The organism is Tsuneonella flava, from assembly GCF_002870965.1.
Taxonomy (GTDB): Bacteria; Pseudomonadota; Alphaproteobacteria; order Sphingomonadales; family Sphingomonadaceae; genus Tsuneonella; species Tsuneonella flava.
On sequence record NZ_PHSO01000007.1, the window covers coordinates 269,740 to 285,987 of the forward strand.

15 protein-coding genes are annotated in these 16,248 nt (G+C 60.7%); 5 read left to right on the forward strand and 10 right to left on the reverse strand.

Features of this window, described 5'->3' with window-relative positions; translation table 11 throughout:
• Positions 1-17 precede the first annotated feature (17 nt).
• A complete protein-coding gene (locus CV013_RS13450) occupies positions 18-311 on the forward strand; it encodes a hypothetical protein (RefSeq protein ID WP_102156200.1) in 294 nt (97 codons plus the stop codon).
• 87 nt (positions 312-398) lie between these two features.
• Here CV013_RS13450 and trxB read toward each other — a convergent pair whose 3' ends face one another.
• The 10 genes from trxB to CV013_RS13500 form a co-directional block, all read right to left on the reverse strand.
• Positions 399-1,373, reverse strand: coding sequence for a thioredoxin-disulfide reductase (trxB, locus tag CV013_RS13455; protein WP_102156201.1), 975 nt, complete (start codon positions 1,371-1,373; stop codon positions 399-401).
• 63 nt (positions 1,374-1,436) lie between these two features.
• Positions 1,437-2,255, reverse strand: coding sequence for a tyrosine-protein phosphatase (locus CV013_RS13460; protein ID WP_223805318.1), 819 nt, complete (start codon positions 2,253-2,255; stop codon positions 1,437-1,439).
• A gap of 26 nt (positions 2,256-2,281) precedes the next feature.
• The gene (locus CV013_RS13465; RefSeq protein WP_102156202.1) at positions 2,282-3,670 is read right to left on the reverse strand and encodes an alpha,alpha-trehalose-phosphate synthase (UDP-forming); all 1,389 of its coding nucleotides are present in this window, start codon (positions 3,668-3,670) and stop codon (positions 2,282-2,284) included.
• A 7-nt stretch (positions 3,671-3,677) separates the two neighbouring features.
• Positions 3,678-5,486 carry a glycoside hydrolase family 15 protein gene (locus CV013_RS13470; RefSeq protein WP_102156203.1) on the reverse strand — a complete coding sequence of 603 codons (1,809 nt, stop codon included), beginning with the start codon at positions 5,484-5,486 and terminating at the stop codon, positions 3,678-3,680.
• Positions 5,471-6,214 (reverse strand): trehalose-phosphatase, encoded by a 744-nt coding sequence (gene otsB, locus CV013_RS13475; RefSeq protein WP_102156204.1) that lies wholly within the window; start codon positions 6,212-6,214, stop codon positions 5,471-5,473. Before otsB ends, CV013_RS13470 begins: the two co-directional genes overlap by 16 nt.
• A 45-nt stretch (positions 6,215-6,259) precedes the next feature.
• Positions 6,260-6,925, reverse strand: coding sequence for a retropepsin-like aspartic protease family protein (locus tag CV013_RS13480; protein ID WP_102156205.1), 666 nt, complete (start codon positions 6,923-6,925; stop codon positions 6,260-6,262).
• A gap of 50 nt (positions 6,926-6,975) precedes the next feature.
• The gene (gene egtD / locus CV013_RS13485) at positions 6,976-7,962 is read right to left on the reverse strand and encodes an L-histidine N(alpha)-methyltransferase (protein WP_102156206.1); all 987 of its coding nucleotides are present in this window, start codon (positions 7,960-7,962) and stop codon (positions 6,976-6,978) included.
• Positions 7,962-9,227: an ergothioneine biosynthesis protein EgtB gene (gene egtB, locus CV013_RS13490; protein ID WP_102156207.1), complete on the reverse strand. Its 1,266-nt coding sequence runs from the start codon at positions 9,225-9,227 to the stop codon at positions 7,962-7,964. Before egtB ends, egtD begins: the two co-directional genes overlap by 1 nt.
• Positions 9,228-9,354: 127 nt before the next feature.
• Positions 9,355-10,728 (reverse strand): class II 3-deoxy-7-phosphoheptulonate synthase, encoded by a 1,374-nt coding sequence (locus CV013_RS13495; RefSeq protein WP_102156208.1) that lies wholly within the window; start codon positions 10,726-10,728, stop codon positions 9,355-9,357.
• Between the two features lie 143 nt (positions 10,729-10,871).
• On the reverse strand, positions 10,872-13,829 hold the full coding sequence (locus CV013_RS13500; RefSeq protein ID WP_102156209.1) for a M16 family metallopeptidase: 2,958 nt from the start codon (positions 13,827-13,829) through the stop codon (positions 10,872-10,874).
• A 109-nt stretch (positions 13,830-13,938) separates the two neighbouring features.
• Between CV013_RS13500 and CV013_RS13505 the strand changes: the two genes are divergently transcribed.
• Genes CV013_RS13505 through CV013_RS13520 form a run of 4 tightly spaced genes read left to right on the forward strand, consistent with a single transcriptional unit; the run spans position 13,939 to position 16,241 of the window.
• Positions 13,939-14,517 (forward strand): NifU family protein, encoded by a 579-nt coding sequence (locus CV013_RS13505; protein ID WP_102156210.1) that lies wholly within the window; start codon positions 13,939-13,941, stop codon positions 14,515-14,517.
• A 10-nt stretch (positions 14,518-14,527) separates the two neighbouring features.
• The gene (locus tag CV013_RS13510; RefSeq protein WP_102156211.1) at positions 14,528-15,136 is read left to right on the forward strand and encodes a malonic semialdehyde reductase; all 609 of its coding nucleotides are present in this window, start codon (positions 14,528-14,530) and stop codon (positions 15,134-15,136) included.
• Between the two features lie 38 nt (positions 15,137-15,174).
• Entirely contained in the window at positions 15,175-15,786 is a 612-nt protein-coding gene (tsaB, locus tag CV013_RS13515; RefSeq protein WP_102156212.1) for a tRNA (adenosine(37)-N6)-threonylcarbamoyltransferase complex dimerization subunit type 1 TsaB, read from the forward strand.
• Positions 15,786-16,241 carry a GNAT family N-acetyltransferase gene (locus tag CV013_RS13520; RefSeq protein ID WP_328587411.1) on the forward strand — a complete coding sequence of 152 codons (456 nt, stop codon included), beginning with the start codon at positions 15,786-15,788 and terminating at the stop codon, positions 16,239-16,241. The genes tsaB and CV013_RS13520 overlap by 1 nt, the downstream gene beginning before the upstream one ends.
• The last annotated feature ends 7 nt before the right edge of the window (positions 16,242-16,248 follow it).

Below are 16,248 nucleotides of genomic sequence, written 5' to 3' on the forward strand. Positions count from 1 at the left end.
CAGCATGGAGTAATCAATTGAAGAAACTCGCATTGATCGCAGCCGGTATCGTACCTTTCGCAATGCTGGCAGGATGTGGATCGTCCGGCGGATGTTCTGGAATAAGTGTAGAGCCGAAATACGGGCTGTTCTCCGGCGTGAAAGTCACCAACACCACCGACGAACAGAAGCTGGTGGAGCTTGTCATCCGGCGCGCAGACGGCAGTGAAGTGGCCACACAGACAATTCCCGTGCCCGCCAAGGACATTGTCGAACAGGGTATTTCCAACCTCTCGGAAGACGTCAAGGTAGAGGCGAAGTCCTGCACCTGACACCGACAAGCGAAAGGCGCGGCCCCGTGCGGACCGCGCCTTTCATTTGCCACAGAGCGACGTAGCGCAATCGCCTGACAAGCGGGCCTATTCCGCCGCTTGCGTTTCACCCTTGGCGAATTCCAGCGTGGCGAGGAACCGTTCCGCGTCGAGCGCAGCCATACAGCCTGTGCCCGCCGCCGTCACTGCCTGACGATACGTGTGGTCCATCACATCGCCGCACGCGAACACGCCGGGGATCGCGGTCTTGGGCGTTCCCGGTTCGACCACGATATAACCACCGGCATCGAGTTCCAGCTTGCCCTTGAACAGTTCGGTCGAAGGCGCATGGCCGATGGCGACAAACGCCCCGTCGGCCGCGAAGTCGCTGGTTTCGCCGGTGACGGTATCCTTCAGCGACAGATGCGTCAGCCCGCCTGCCAGCGGATCGCCTTCGAAGCTCTCGACAACCTTGTTCCACAGAACCTTGATCTTGGGATTCTTGAACAGGCGTTCCTGCAGGATGCGTTCCGAACGCAGTTCGTCGCGCCGATGGATCAGCGTGACATCGTCCGAATGATTGGTGAGGTACAGCGCCTCTTCCACAGCGGTATTGCCGCCGCCGATCACAGCGACTTTCTTGCCGCGATAGAAGAACCCGTCGCACGTGGCGCAGGCGCTCACGCCTTTGCCGCCCAGTTCCTGTTCGCCCGGAACACCCAGCCAGCGGGCCTGCGCGCCGGTCGCGATCACCAGCGTTTCGCCTTCGTAGATATCGCCGCTGTCGCCCGTTGCACGGAAAGGCGAACCGTTGGCGAGGTCGATATCGACGATGGTGTCCCACATCATCCGCGTGCCGACGTGTTCGGCCTGTGCCTGCATTTCCTGCATCAGCCACGGGCCCTGAATCACATCCTTGAATCCGGGATAGTTTTCGACATCGGTAGTGATGGTTAGCTGCCCGCCGGGTTGCAGCCCCTGCACCACGATCGGCTCCATCATCGCCCGCGCCCCGTATATCGCGGCAGACAGGCCCGCCGGGCCGGAACCGATAATCAGCATACGGGTTTTGTGAACGGTCATCGCAGGTCTTCTCTCAGCTATTGGGCCGGTGTCTGGCGCATATGGGGGGCGGAACGCCCGTTGTCACGCCACCAGCATGGCGCGCAAGCGTTCGACCTTGGCCTTGTCCACACCCAATTCCGCCTCGGCATAGGCTTCGACAGAGCCATAGCGTTCGATCAGGAGGCCTGTCGCCACGTCGAGGTATTCGGGCGCAACGCCCATCACCACGCGCATTCGTCTCTCGTCGACCTCCTGTCCGGTGGCCCGCATCGCGGCGATGGCGGCATTGATGCGCGCTTCGTTGTTTCCGGCGGTGTTAGTCAGCAGGTAATCTTCCATCGCATCGTCGGGGTGCACGCCCAGCAGGCGGTGGAGCACCCACACAGCGATCCCCGTGCGATCCTTCCCCGCGAAGCAGTGTACCAGACTGGGCGCATCGCGCGTGGCGAGGACATCGTAATACTGGCGCAGCACGGTGTTGAGCGTCGGGCGGAACGGGATCGAGCGATAGACCCAGCGCATCCGGCGGTGCGCGTTCTCCTCCGGCCCTTCCCCCTGGGCAGCCTCTTCATGCGGTGCGACACCCGATGCGGTTTCCCCGTCGAACAGGATCACTTCCGCATCGAAAGAAGGCGACCGGCGGCAAGGATGTTTCTCCCGCTCGGAATTGCCGCGCAGATCGAACACCGTCTTCAGGCCGATTTCGTCGAGCCGCGCCAGATCGCCTTCGGTCGCGTCGCGGTGGTGCCCTGAGCGCCACAACACGCCGCGCCGCAAACGCCCGCCATCGGCGGCATAGCCGCCATAATCGCGGAAATTGTGGATCCCATCGAAAATCATGACACGATCATCGGCAGAATTGCTCGCTTCGCCGGGCATTTCAGTGGTTTCGTCGCTCATGCCCCCTGCCCTGCCATCGGCAGGTGTCAGGGGCAAGGCACCCGTTCGAGATCGTGAGTGAAGCGTTCGGTCCATTGATGAACATTGTCGTCGCGCACAGTGCCGATCATGCTTTCCCACCGCGCCTTGCGTTCGGCCAGCGGCATGTCCAGCGCCGTCTCGATGGCATGGGCCAGGTCGTCCGGGCTGTGCGGGTTGACCATCACCGCCCCGTCGAGCTGCTGCGCCGCCCCGGCAAAGCGGGACAGCACCAGCACACCGGGATCGTCCGGATCCTGCACCGCGACGTATTCCTTGGCCACGAGGTTCATCCCGTCGCGCAAGGGAGTGACCAGCCCGATCTTCGACACGCGATAGAAACCGCACAGCTCGGCCAGAGAATGCCCCCGGTTTACATAACGGATTGGCACGATGTCCACTTCCGAACGCGCGCCGTTGATCTGCCCGGTCTTCTGTTCCAGCACTGTGCGAATCTGCTGATAGCTTTCCACATCTTCGCGGCTGGGCGGTGCGATCTGGATATAGACCAGTTGACGCACCGCATCGGGATTGCGGTCGAAGAAACGCCCGATGCCGTCGATCCTCTCGGGCAGACCTTTCGAATAATCGAGCCGGTCGACGCCAATCATCGCTGTACGGTGCCGGGTGCTCGATGACAGCCGCTGCGCCGCCTGACGCGCCTCGCCGGTATCGAGCTGATCCATCAGGTGATCGAAATCGACGCCGATGGGATAGGCCCGCGCGACAGTCTCGGTGCCGTCGTAGGCGATCCGGCCCGTCGCCTCGTCCACATCGGCGCCCAGTTCCTTGCGGCAGTAATGCATAAAGCTGTCGAGCCATTCTTCGGTCTGGAAACCGATCAGGTCATACGACAACAACGTTTTCACCAGCCGTTCGTGATAAGGCAGCGAAACGAACAGCCGCGTCGGTGGCCAAGGAATGTGCAGGAAAAAGCCGATCCGGTTTTTCAGCCCCCGCTGACGCAGCCGGTCGCCCAGTGGCATCAGGTGGTAATCGTGCACCCACACCAGATCGTCTTTCTCGATCAGCGGCGCGACACTTTCCGCGAACTGTTCGTTGACCCGTTCGTATCCCTTGGCCGTCGTCCGTTCGTATTCGGTCAGGTCGAGGCGATAGTGGAACAGCGGCCACAACGTCGCATTGGCATAACCGTTGTAATACTCTTCAACATCCTGATGCGGCAGGTCCACCGTGGCAGTGGTGACGCCGTCGCTGGTTTGCATCGAAATATCGCCGGTGAAGCTGGCGCATTCCTGCCCGGACCAGCCGAACCAGATACCGTTGTGTTTCTTGAGCGCGGCATTCAGCGCGCCTGCCAGTCCGCCTTGCGCCCCGGCAGCGCCGCGGGCCTTGGGCACTGCGACCCGGTTCGAGATTACGACCAGTCGCGCCATGATTCCCCTATCTTATGGTGTTCCAGTTTCTGGATAGCAGCCCCGCACAGTTGATTACTCCAACTAGCGAATATGTCTGAGGAAAGTTCCCCCACAGCTCACCGGATTCGAAGTCGAGATCTTCCGATAACAGGCCCGATGGAGTGGTATGGCCCAGCATCGCTTCGAACAGGTCACGCGCCTCTTCCTTGCGGCCCACCATCTGCAGGGCTTCAATCAGCCAGAATGTGCAGACGTTGAAGGCGGTTTCCGGGGTTCCAAAATCGTCCTCCGCGGCATAGCGCAGCATGTGTTCGCCGCGCCGCAGATCGCGCTCGATCTGTTCGAACGTCGCCACGAAGCGGGGATCGTCAGGCTGGATATAGCGCAGCTCGACCAGTTGCAGCAGGCTGGCGTCGAGATAATCGCTTTCGAAACTGGCCTTGTAATGCCCGCCATCGCCATTTTCGACCCATGCCTCGGCTTCGATCTTGTCGCGGATCGCGTCGGCCCGCTCGCGCCAGTACTGGTGGCGATCTTCCAGCCCCAGATGCGCGGCGACATTGGCCAGCCGGTCGCATGCGGCCCAGTTCATCACCACCGAATAAGTGTGCACTTCCTGTCGGGTGCGAAATTCCCACAACCCGGCATCGGGCTGATCGTGCATCCGCCACGCCATTTCGCCCACTTCTTCCAGATTTTCGAAATCGCGCACGTCCGCTTCGCGCAACATACGCCGGTCGAAAAAACCGTGGACCGTGGGCAGCACGATCTGGCCAAAGCAGTCGTATTGCACTTGCTTGTAGGCGGCATTGCCCACCCGCACCGGGCCCATCCCGCGATACCCGGCCAGCCAGCCGGCGGTGGTTTCGTCCAGCTCGCCCTCGCCCATCACCGAATAGAGCGGCTGTATCTGCCCGCCTTTCGCCTGATCGACGATATTGCGGAGGTATCCGAGATACTTCTCCAGCACATCGAGCGCGCCCAGCCGATTGAGCGCCTGCACTGTGTAATAGGAATCGCGCAGCCAGCAGTATCGATAATCCCAGTTGCGCTGGCTTCCCGGTGCTTCAGGTATCGAAGTGGTCAGCGCAGCAACGATCGCACCGGTTTCTTCATGCTGGCACAGCTTCAACGTGATCGCGCAGCGGATCACTTCGTCCTGCCATTCCAGCGGGGTGTGCAGCCCGCGTACCCACAGTTGCCAGTACTTGCGGGTCATCTGTTCCATGTGCCGCACTTCTTCGCGCAGATTGCCCGAAAACGGCTCGTCCGGGCCGAGGAAGAAATGGGTATCGTCCTCTATTCGGAACGTCCGCCCTTCAAGGATATATCCGACCGGCGCATCGGTGGAGAGGCGCAGCGCCTGTCGCCCGGTGAGATAGCGGATATGGTTGGTGCCATTGGTCGTTTCGACCGTGCTGGCACCATATCCGGTCATCGGTTTGAGCACGACCCTGATCCGGGGATTTCCGGCAATCGGGCGCACGATGCGGGTGAACGCGACCGGACGGTACATCCGCCCATCGCGTTCGAAGCGCGGGCAGAAGTCGAGCACTTCGACCACACTGCCATCTTCCGCCTCCAGCCGGGTGACAAGGTTGGGCGTGTTGCGGATATATTCCTGGCTGGAGCGGACCTGCCCCTCCAGCTCGAACCGCCACACGCCGACATCCTGGCTGTCGCCGTTGAGCAAGGCGCAGAACACCGGATCGCCATCGACTCGCGGCACGCAGCCCCAGACAAAGCTGCCCTGCTCGTCCACCAGCGCACTGACCTGACAATTGCCAATCGGCCAGAGATTGAGCGAAGGGGAAGACTTCACAGGTTCAGCCATTCATGGACCTCCTTGACACCGGGCAGGCGATATTCGGCAAGCGTATCGCTGCGAGTGCCGACAATGATTGCATGGCCGCCCAGTTCCTGCGCGGCGGCGAACCCGTCTTCGTCGGTCACGTCATCGCCGATGAAAACCGGGCAGGCCCCAGCGAATTCGGGCCGGGCCATAAATGTTCGCACAGCAGCGCCCTTGTCTGCGCCGGGTCGCACCACCTCCACTACTGCCTTGCCGGTCTTCACAGCCAGGCCATGTTCGGCCGCCAGCGTCTCGGCAAAGGCCAGCGCATCCGCGCCGGCATCGGGATGCGCGCGGAAATGCAGTGCGCCGCCATGTTGCTTGGGTTCGTAATCGATACCGGCCTGTTCGGCATAAGCGCCCAGTTCTGCAATCGCTGCTGGCGGCAACGCCTGTGCGGCGCTTCCCATCGCGGCCCCGGTGGGATCGCGGCAATCGCTGCCATGCGATCCGGCGCGCCAGATCGTCATCGGCCCGAGGTGCATTTCGAGGTTATCGAGCGCGCGACCGCTTATGAGCGCCAATTTGCCGTCCAACCTGTCAAATAATGCGTGCAGTCTGTCAAAAAGGCCGCTTTCGACCTCTATTCCATCGGGAGTCGCCGCCAGTTCGACCAGTGTTCCGTCAAAATCGAGAAACAATGCCAATGGCTTACCCCCGGCGATAGCGTCAATTGCGGGCGGAGATAAGGAGGTGAAAGGTGACGTCATTACCCCTTTCTTAGCAAGTGCAGCATAACGGTCAAACCCGCTGGTTCACTCTGCTATCGGGCGTGGGTTTTTCGGGACCATAATCAGCGTGTTCCCTTCCACCCGCCACGATGCGAGGCGCGAGAGAAGGTTCATCCCGATCACGTTGGTTTCGCCAAAATTGGGCGCAATTACAGCATCTAAGCCGCGAGCCTCGACATTGCCGAAGCCAATCGTGTCGACAGTGGCCAGTTGCGCGGTGACCGATCCGTTGGCGGTTTCGATCCGCACCGGCAAGCTACCCTTACGCGCTGAAATCCCCGCCTTTTCCGCCACCGTGTCCGACACCGCGGTCAGTGTCGCGCCGGTGTCCACGAGAAACGGAGCCGTCACCCCGTTCACCGTCGCCCGCACCCAGAAATGCCCGTCAGGCGCCATCGGAATGCGCGTCTCACCGCCTGCAACTGTCTGAGGGGGAAGGCCAAGTTCGGGCACCGCGATATCCAGCCGGGGATCGAACCGCGCCACTTGCAACACCACCACGACCAGCACCCCCGCCAGCGCGAACGAGCTGAGCGTGTTCACCAGCCTGCCGACCCCACTGCCCCGCCGCGCCAGCATCCCGCCCAGCACACTGCCGACAATCGCGCACAGCGTAAAAATAAGTAGCCCCGACCGTGGGATAGCGAGGATGATTTGCGAAAATGCAGTCCAGAGCGCGTGAAGGTCCATCGCAGTCAGCTTACACCGAACCAATACGCTGCGCTATGGTTTAGGCGTCGCTAGGGCGCGTTCCGTGGCACGCTGGCTTCCGCGAGGATGAGCGAGAACAGATCCTCGCTGTCAGTCCACCGTGCCACCGGCGTCCATCCCCCAGCCAGCAACAGCGCATTGGCGCTGCGGCGGGAGAATTTGTGGCTGTTTTCCGTGTGGATAGTCTCACCTCGCGCCATCGCGAACGGCTGATCGGCCACAATGAATTCCAGCGGTTCCTGCGCCACCAGATGCATTTCGATCCGCGCGAATTCATCGTTCCAGCGCGCTTCGTGCCGCAAGCGTTCGACTGGAATGGTCCCGCCAAGTTCGCTATTGATCCGGCGTGCCAGATTACGGTTGAATGCGGCAGTTACCCCTGCCGCATCGTCGTAAGCTGCTTCCAGCACACCAATATCTTTGATCAGGTCCATCCCGATCAACAGCAGGCTGTTGCTGCCCAGTGTCGCGCGCATGGCCCGCAACAGGTCGACTGCGGTGCGCGGCACCATATTACCGATTGTCGACCCAGGGAAAAATCCAAGTTTCGGCAATACGGATACTTCGGCGGGCAATTCGACCTGCCGCATGAAATCAGCCTCGACCGGATAAACCGGCAAGTCGGGGAATTGCGCCGAGAGCCGTTCGGCGGCAGCTCTCAGAAAGTCGCCGGATATGTCAAGCGGGACGTAAGCCGCCGGATCGACAGCAGAAAGTAGTAGCGGCGTTTTGACTGAGCTGCCCGAACCGAATTCGACCACGGCTCTGCCCTCCCCGATCAGCCGGGCAAATTCACCCGCCTCGGCAGACAGAATTTCCGTCTCAGCACGGGTGGGATAGTATTCGGGAACCTGCGTAATCTCTTCGAACAGGCGAGAGCCCGCATCGTCGTAGAGCCATCGCGCAGGGATCGCCTTTTGCGGCTGCGCCAGCCCGGCCAGCACATCCCCGCGGAAGGCGGTATCCACGCCGCTATCGTCTTTATCGACAAGGGTAAGTCCCTGTTGCGTCGGCATCAAATGTCCTTCGCTAGTCGCAGGCCAGTGAATTGCCAGCGTTGGTGCGGATAGAAGAAGTTGCGATAACTCGCCCGCGAATGGCCCCGCACGGTGGCGCAACTTGCGCCGCGGAGCACGACCTGCCCCGACATGAATTTGCCGTTGTATTCCCCCACCGCGCCCGTCACCGGCGCGAAACGGGGATAGGGGAGATAGCCCGAACGGGTGAATTGCCAGCAATCGCCAAACAGATCCGTTCCGCCACGCGGAAGCAGGGGGGCCGCGCGGTCGAGCTGGTTGCCTGCTGCCGGGTCATGTGCAAGCTCTGCGCCGGTATGCTGGCCACGCGCGATCGCCTCCCATTCGAATTCGGTGGGCAGACGCAGGCCAGCCCATGTCGCGTAAGCGTCTGCCTCGTAATAGGAAATATGCGTAACGGGTGCCGCCGGGTCGCGGTCCTGCCACCCGCAATGGGTGAAGTGCTGATCGCCCTGCCAATACAGCGGCGCGTCGATGCCCTCGGCGTTTACCCACGCCCAGCCATCGGACAGCCATAAAGCCGCGTTCCGATAGCCACCGTCGGCAATGAACGCCTGCCATTCGCCGTTCGTCACAAGCCTGTCCGCCAGCGCGAACGGTTCGATCAGTACCCGATGGCGCGGCCCTTCGTTATCGAACGCGAAGCCCCGTCCGTCATGCCCGATCATCGCGATGCCGCCGGGGAAGCTGTGCCAGCCAACGTCCCCCGCGGCGCTGGAAGTGGAAACAGCTGCACCTCTCTCCCACATCGGCGGGCCAAGCGGGTTCTGGAACAGGGCGTGTTTGACATCGGTCAGCAGAAGTTCCTGATGCTGCTGCTCATGCGCGACGCCCAGTTCGATCAACGGCGTCAGCGCAGGATCGTCTATCAGCTGCGCCATCGCATCGGTGACTGCGCGGCGCCATTCGACAATTTCAGAGACGGTCGGTCGCGAAAGCATACCTCGGCGCACGCGAGCAATCCGCGCCCCTTCCGCCTCGTAGTAAGAATTGAACAGGAACGGCCAGTCGTCGTTCCACAATCGATAGCCGGGCAAGTGGTCGCGCAGGAGGAACGTTTCCCAGAACCATGTGGTGTGCGCCAGATGCCATTTGGCAGGGGAGGCATCTTCCATCGACTGGATAGTTGCATCCGCCTCGCTCAACGGCGCAGCCAGCGCTTCGGTCAAAGCGCGCGTTGCAGCGAAGCGCTGCGTCAGCGTATTACCGGTCCCGGTGACAATGCGGGCAGGCTCTCCTCCCATGCCTCCCGAACGTAGAACGAAACCCCCGGTTCCGCAAATTCGCGCAAATTCCGAGGTTTACCTTCTCTATCGCCACTGAAGGGGGCAGAGTGACCGGAGAGACAGCTCGTCCCCGGTCACTCTCAGATCAGGCCGCGTCCGCCTGTCGCTCGCCCGCTTCCATGTTGAGCATTTCTGCCAGCAGGAAAGCCAGTTCGAGCGACTGCGCCGCATTCAGGCGCGGGTCGCAATGGGTGTGATACCGATCGCCCAAAGCAGCATCGGTAATCGCCACAGCACCGCCGACGCATTCGGTCACATCCTGCCCGGTCATTTCGATATGGATGCCGCCCGCATGTGTCCCCTCCGCCCGATGGACTGCGAAGAAGCCCTTCACTTCATTGAGGATACGGTCGAACGGGCGGGTCTTGTATCCGCTGTCGGACTTGATGACGTTGCCATGCATCGGATCGCAGCTCCAGACAACCGGATGCCCTTCCTGCTTCACGGCACGTACCAGACGCGGCAGACCGGCCTCGACCTTGTCATGGCCGAAACGGCTGATCAGCGTGATCCGCCCCGCTTCGCGCGCAGGGTTGAGCGTATCGAGCAGCCGCAGCAGATCGTCGGGCTCAAGGCTCGGGCCGCACTTCATGCCCAGCGGATTGCCGATACCGCGACAGAATTCGATGTGCGCGCTGCCGGGGAAGCGGGTGCGATCCCCGATCCACACCATGTGCGCCGAACAGTCATACCATTCACCCGTCAGCGAATCCCGCCGGGTCAGCGCCTGTTCGTAAGGCAGCAGCAAAGCTTCGTGGCTGGTGAAGAAGCTGGTGCCCTGCAACTGAGGCACCGTCTGCGGATCGATGCCGCACGCTTCCATGAAATCGAGCGCTTCACCGATCCGGTCCGCCGTTTGCGAGAACTTGTCGGCCCACGGGCTGCGGCCCATGAAATCGAGCGTCCACTGGTGAACCTGCCGCAGATTGGCGTAGCCACCGCCCGCGAATGCGCGCAGCAGGTTGAGCGTCGCCGCTGCCTGCGAATAAGCGCGAACCATCCGCTGCGGATCGTTGCGGCGGGTATCGCCATCGAATTCGATCCCGTTGACGATATCGCCGAAGTAGCTGGGCAGAGAGGTATCGCCCTGCGTTTCGATATCCGAACTGCGCGGTTTGGCAAACTGGCCGGCCATACGGCCGACCTTCACCACGGGGCGCTTGCTGGCGAATGTCAGCACGACCGCCATCTGCAACAGCACCCGGAACGTGTCGCGAATATTGTTGGGGTGGAATTCAGCGAAGCTTTCCGCGCAATCGCCGCCCTGCAACAGAAATGCACGGCCTTCCGCCACATCGGCAAGATCGGCCTTCAGCGCACGCGCTTCGCCGGCGAATACCAGCGGCGGATAACCGGCCAGCGTCGCCTCGGCATCGGCCAGTGCGGCCGCATCTTCGTAGGCGGGCAAGTGCCGCGCTTCGTGCGACTGCCAGCTATCGGGGGTCCATTCTTGTGCCACTGTATTTATATCCGTCGGTTTGTAGGGAAGCGCGCTTTACGCGCCCCGGTTCAAGAACGCAAAGTACGCTGCCCCGCAAGCAGGATAATCTTGAGGCAGCCCTAGTGTGGCTGCCCAAGGGTGGCTGCGACAAGCGATCGGGCTTACCGCGAAGCGACGTTCCCGTCGTCGTCCGCCCCGCCCTTACGCGTGGCCAGTTTCTGCCCTTCGGGGATCACTGCCAGTTTCCAGCCCGGCTCTGCGCCGAAGTACTTCCGTGCCAGCGCCTGCATCGCTTGCGGCGTGGTACGCGAATAATCGGTCAGCAGCGAACGAAGCATGGCGATCCGGCGCGGATCGGTCGTGGCCCCTTCGAGTTGCCACAGCCAGAACGTGTTTCCGGTCGATGCGCGGGTAATCATCTGCTTGAGCGGTTCGGTCACGCGCTCCAGCTCCTCCGCCGAAGCGGGCGTTGTTTGCAGATCGTGCACGATCTTGTCCGCAGCAGCGAAGAATGTGGGCACATCGCCCGGCTTCAACTGACCAAGTGCGGTGATCGTACCACCCTGTTTGAGATCTTCGGGCCAGTCGGACACGACTTGCGGGGAATAGCTCGCTCCGGTCCGTTCGCGCATTTCGTCCAGCAGACGGTTGTTGAACAGGTTCGCCAGAATCTGAAGCTGGCGCGATTCAGGCAAGTTGGCAACACCGCCGCCCGTCGACCATGAAATCACCGCCGCAGCCTGATCGGCATCGCCGCGATGATGCAGAACAGTGGTAGGCTGGCTGGATGGAGGGAATTCTTCCGTTCGGGCCAGCGCCGCAGCGGGGATCGCTTCGCGCGCAGGCAAGGCACCGAATGTTCTGGTGAGCGCTTCGATTGCCTTGGCTTTGTCGTAATCGCCGAAGATCAGGATTTCGACCGGCCCTTGTTTCAGCAGCGGTTCCCATGTCTTGCGGAACCCTTCGGGCGTCGCGACATCGAGCTGCGCCGGAGTGGGCGTAGCGAAGCGCGCGTCCTTGTTCCGCTGATAATACGCCAGATCGCGCTGAATCACTCCTTCCGGGCTGGTCGAATATGTTTCGTATGCCAGCTTGTCCGCTGCGATTGCGCGTTTGACCGGATTGGCATCCCAGCGCGGATTGGCCAGCTTCGCTGCAAACAGGTAAAGCTGATCGGCCAGATCGGCTTCACGGGTCTGCGCGGTGAAAGTGAATACCGCGTCGTCGATTTTGAAATCGAACCCCATCTTGCGGCCATTGCTGATCCGGTCGAGGTCTTCGATATCGAGCGGGCCTACGCCCGATGGCACCAGCGCCTTCTGCCCAAGCGAGGCATAGACAGCATCTTTCGCGTCGAACGCGCGATAGCCCGACCCGAAACGCACCTTCACGGTAACGCGGCCCGGTTCGGCATCGTTAGCCCACATCAAGGCATTCACGCCGTTGGCGAAACTGACCTTCTCGATATCCAGCACACCAATAGGGGCCTGCGCGGTGACAGTACCGGGCTTGCCCACGGGCGGTAGTTCGGAAAACGAAATCGTCTTGGCGGCCAGTCGCGAACTGCTGTCGGCCTGCACCGGCTTGAGCAAAGCGTCACGCAATACCTCCGCGGTGGCCTCTCCCTCTTTCGGAGTGAGGTAAATCCCCCGTTCCACACGGCCTTTGAACAGTTCGCGGGTGTGCTTCAGCACATTGGATGGCGTAAGCTGGTCCTTCATTCCGCGAAACACCTGCAACACTGTTTCCGGTGCAGCGACCGCTTCACGAATATCGACTGCGTTGACGACATCGTCCGCCAGCTTGGATCCTGCCAGCACGCTGCGCTGTTCGACCTGGCTCGAAAATGCAACGTCGAGTTCCGCTGCTTCGCGGTCGATCTCTTCCTGTGTCGGCGGCTCTGCCAGTGCATCGGCAATCACCGCGCGCACATCGGTCAGTGCGGTCTGCCAGTCTTCGGTCAGCGGAGCAAAGCTGACGAAAGTCGCATCGGCCGAACGACTGGGCTTGTCGTCCTGAACCTGCGCGTAAAGATACGATCCGCCGGCGCGCGCGCGCGCCTCCAACCGCCGATTGATGATTGCCTGAGCAACTGCATCCAGCAATATCCCCTGATTATAAACGATCGTATCGTTCACCTGATGCCAGGGGCGCAGCACAGCATAAGTCAGGGTACGCGGCAGATCGGGTTCCACCAGTACGCGGGTTTCACCCACCGGACGATCCGGGTTGGCGCCCGATGGAGCCACAGGCTCGCCAAAACTGGGGGCTGGAACTTTCGGCCCTTTACCCTTCCAGTTGCCGAACCACTTTTCCACCAGACCAGCCAGCATCTGCGGATCGGCATCGCCTGCGATCACCACCACTGTATTGTCCGGGCGATACCACCGGTCATGGAATGCGCGAATAGTTGCCGGCGTTGCGGCGTTGAGCGTCTTTTCCGTTCCAATCGGCAAGCGATTGGCAAGAGGTTGTCCATGAAACAGCGTTTCGCGGGTCGCCTGCGATACGCGTTCGGCTTGCGACCCACGCTCCCGCTTTTCCGCCAGCACGATCGGCAAGTCTTCGCTCAATCCTTTTGCGGAAAGTGTCGGTTCCTGAATCATGCCCGACAGCAGCTTCATCACTTCTGCGATTTTGGCGTTGTCGGCGTTGGGGACATCCAGCTCGTACACCGTTTGTGTCGGCGTGGTCTGTGCGTTGGTATCGCTGCCGAATGTCGCGCCGAGGCTCTGGAACTTGGGGATCGCCTCGCCATCGCCAAGATACTTCGACTGCCGGAACGTCATATGTTCCAGTAAGTGGGCGTAACCCTGCTCGGCATCCGTTTCGTAAAGCGAACCGGCATCGATCCGAACGCGAATCGAAATCTGATCGGGTGGCACCCCATTGTGGCGAACTGCATAGCGCACGCCATTCGGCAGCTCCCCGAACAGCCACTCCTTGTCTCGCGGGACATCGCTGCCCCGGTAAATCCACGGCGTTTGATCCCCGGTCTGGAGATACTTCGGCGCGGGCACCACCGGAACCGGTGCCTCCTGCGCCGGAAGCGGCGTGGCAACGAGAGCAAACGGGAGGAGAAGCGCGAGAGGCCGTGCGGCACGCGAAAGCAGATTCATGAATTTACCTATAATGAGGCCGCGCCTGAAGGGATAGTGAATAGGCACAAAGAATGTCTCGCCGCCCAATGCCCTTGCTGCCTTGCCATAGCGCTCCTACATCGCGGGCATGTTTATCGAGACTGAAACCACGCCCAACCCCGCTTCGCTCAAATTCCTTCCGGGCAAACCTGTCATGACAGCCGGAACCCGCGAATTTGCCAGCCCGGAAGCGGCCGAAGCCAGCCCGCTGGCACAGGCGCTGTTCGATACCGGCGAAGTGGTGAATGTCTTTTTCGGCGGCGATTTCATCGCTGTCACTGCCGCGCCGGGTGTGGACTGGTCGCAATTGAAACCGCAGGTCGTGGCGATCCTGCTCGACCATTTCGTGTCCAACGCCCCTCTGTTTACAGCGAACGGCGCAGCGGACTTTGCTGTTCCTGCCGAAAGCGACCTGATCGTCGAAGAAGACCCGGCTGATGTCGATATCGTCGCTCAGATAAACGAACTGCTCGAAACCCGCGTGCGCCCGGCTGTCGCCGGTGACGGCGGCGATATCGTTTACCGCGGGTATCGGGACGGTATCGTCCACCTGCAAATGCAAGGTGCCTGCTCAGGCTGTCCCAGCTCCACCGCAACGCTGAAACATGGCATCGAAGGGCTTCTCAAGCATTACGTGCCGGAAGTTCGTGAAGTTCGCGCCGCGTAAGGATCATTAAATGACCAAGCAATATCACGATAACGTCCTGTCTTCCGCTGTCCTCGACCAACTGTTTTTTGAAGGTCGAACCTATAATGGATGGCTGGATAAATCCGTCAGCGACGAGCAGATGCGCGCGATCTGGGATCTGGTGAAGATGGGGCCGACTTCGGCCAATATGCAGCCTAGCCGGATTGTCTGGTGCAAATCGGACGATGCGAAACGGCGCCTGGCCGACTTGTCTTCAGAGGGAAACCGCGAAAAAATTCTGACTGCTCCGGTCACCGCAATCATCGGTTACGACATCGATTTTCACGAAGAACTTCCCTGGCTCTTCCCCCATACCGACGCGAAAAGCTGGTTCGAGGGCGATGAAACGGGACGCAAAGTCGGTGCATTTCGCAACTCTTCGCTGCAAGGCGGCTACTTCATACTTGCTGCTCGCGCCCTTGGATTGGACACCGGCCCGATGTCAGGCTTCGACAATGCCGCAGTCGACAAGGAATTTTTTGCTGACGATCCCCGCGTAACGTCCAATTTCATCTGTTCGATCGGATATGGCGATCCGTCGTCGATCTTCGATCGCAGCCCCCGGCCCGACTTCGATCGGTTCAACGTCATCGTCTGACTTGAAGCGGCGCGTTCGAAAAGGCATCGCCCTCGCCAATGCGGATTCTGGCAATCGAAACGGCGACTGAAGCTTGCTCGGTGGCGCTCTTCGAAGATGGTGCTCTGTTGGCTGGAGAACACCGGATACTCGGGCGTGGCCATGCAGAGCAGCTGGTACCGATGATCGCTGCATTGCCCGATCGGGGCCACGCCGGACGTATTCTCGTATCCTTGGGGCCAGGTAGCTTCACAGGCGTACGGATTGGCATTGCCACCGCGCGCGCCCTTGCCATCGCGTGGAATGCGGAGGTTCTAGGTTACCCTACTCTGGCGCTTGTGGCAGCGATCGGCAGGCATGAACAACCCGTTCCGGTTACAGTATGTATGACTGGCGGGCACGGCGAATGGCTGATCCAGGATTTTTCAGCTGATGGACTACCACAAAGCAACTTTGCCTCGCTCCAGCCCGACGCGGCCAATTCACGCGGAGCGCACAAGGTTATCGTCGGCACTAAGGCCAGTGAATTGTCAACGTCCCTATCCACCGAGGCTGCCGGCTCGACCGTCATTCCGGATGCTCGCAACGTTCTGGCACTTCCAACAGAAGTCCTGACATCCGAGATTGCGCCGATTTACGGCCGCCCTCCTGATGCGCGCTTACCTTCATGATGGATGATGTCGATCGAATAATGGGCGTAATGGACTCTGCGTTCGATCCCCATTGGGGAGAAGCCTGGACCCGAACTCAAGTTGGGGATTCCCTCGTGTTCCCAACGACCCATTACAATCTGATCGCCAGCTCTGGCCTGACGCCCGCAGAAGGCGAATCCGCGGTCGGTTTTACGCTCGTTCGCGCAGCTCCTGGAGAAGATGAACTGCTGCTTATCGGCGTAATTCCTGAAATGCGCGGACACGGACTTGGCCGAAAATTACTCGATTCGGTCGCAGATCAGGCCCGTTTAAGGAAAGCGGAACAGCTTTTTCTCGAAATGAGAGAGAATAACCCGGCTATTGATCTTTACCGCTCATTCGGTTTTTCCCCCATCGGCCGCCGAAAAAACTATTACAGAATTTCAGATGGTTCGATGCTAGACGCGATCACTTTCGCTCTCCCTCTGCTCTGAAAGTCGC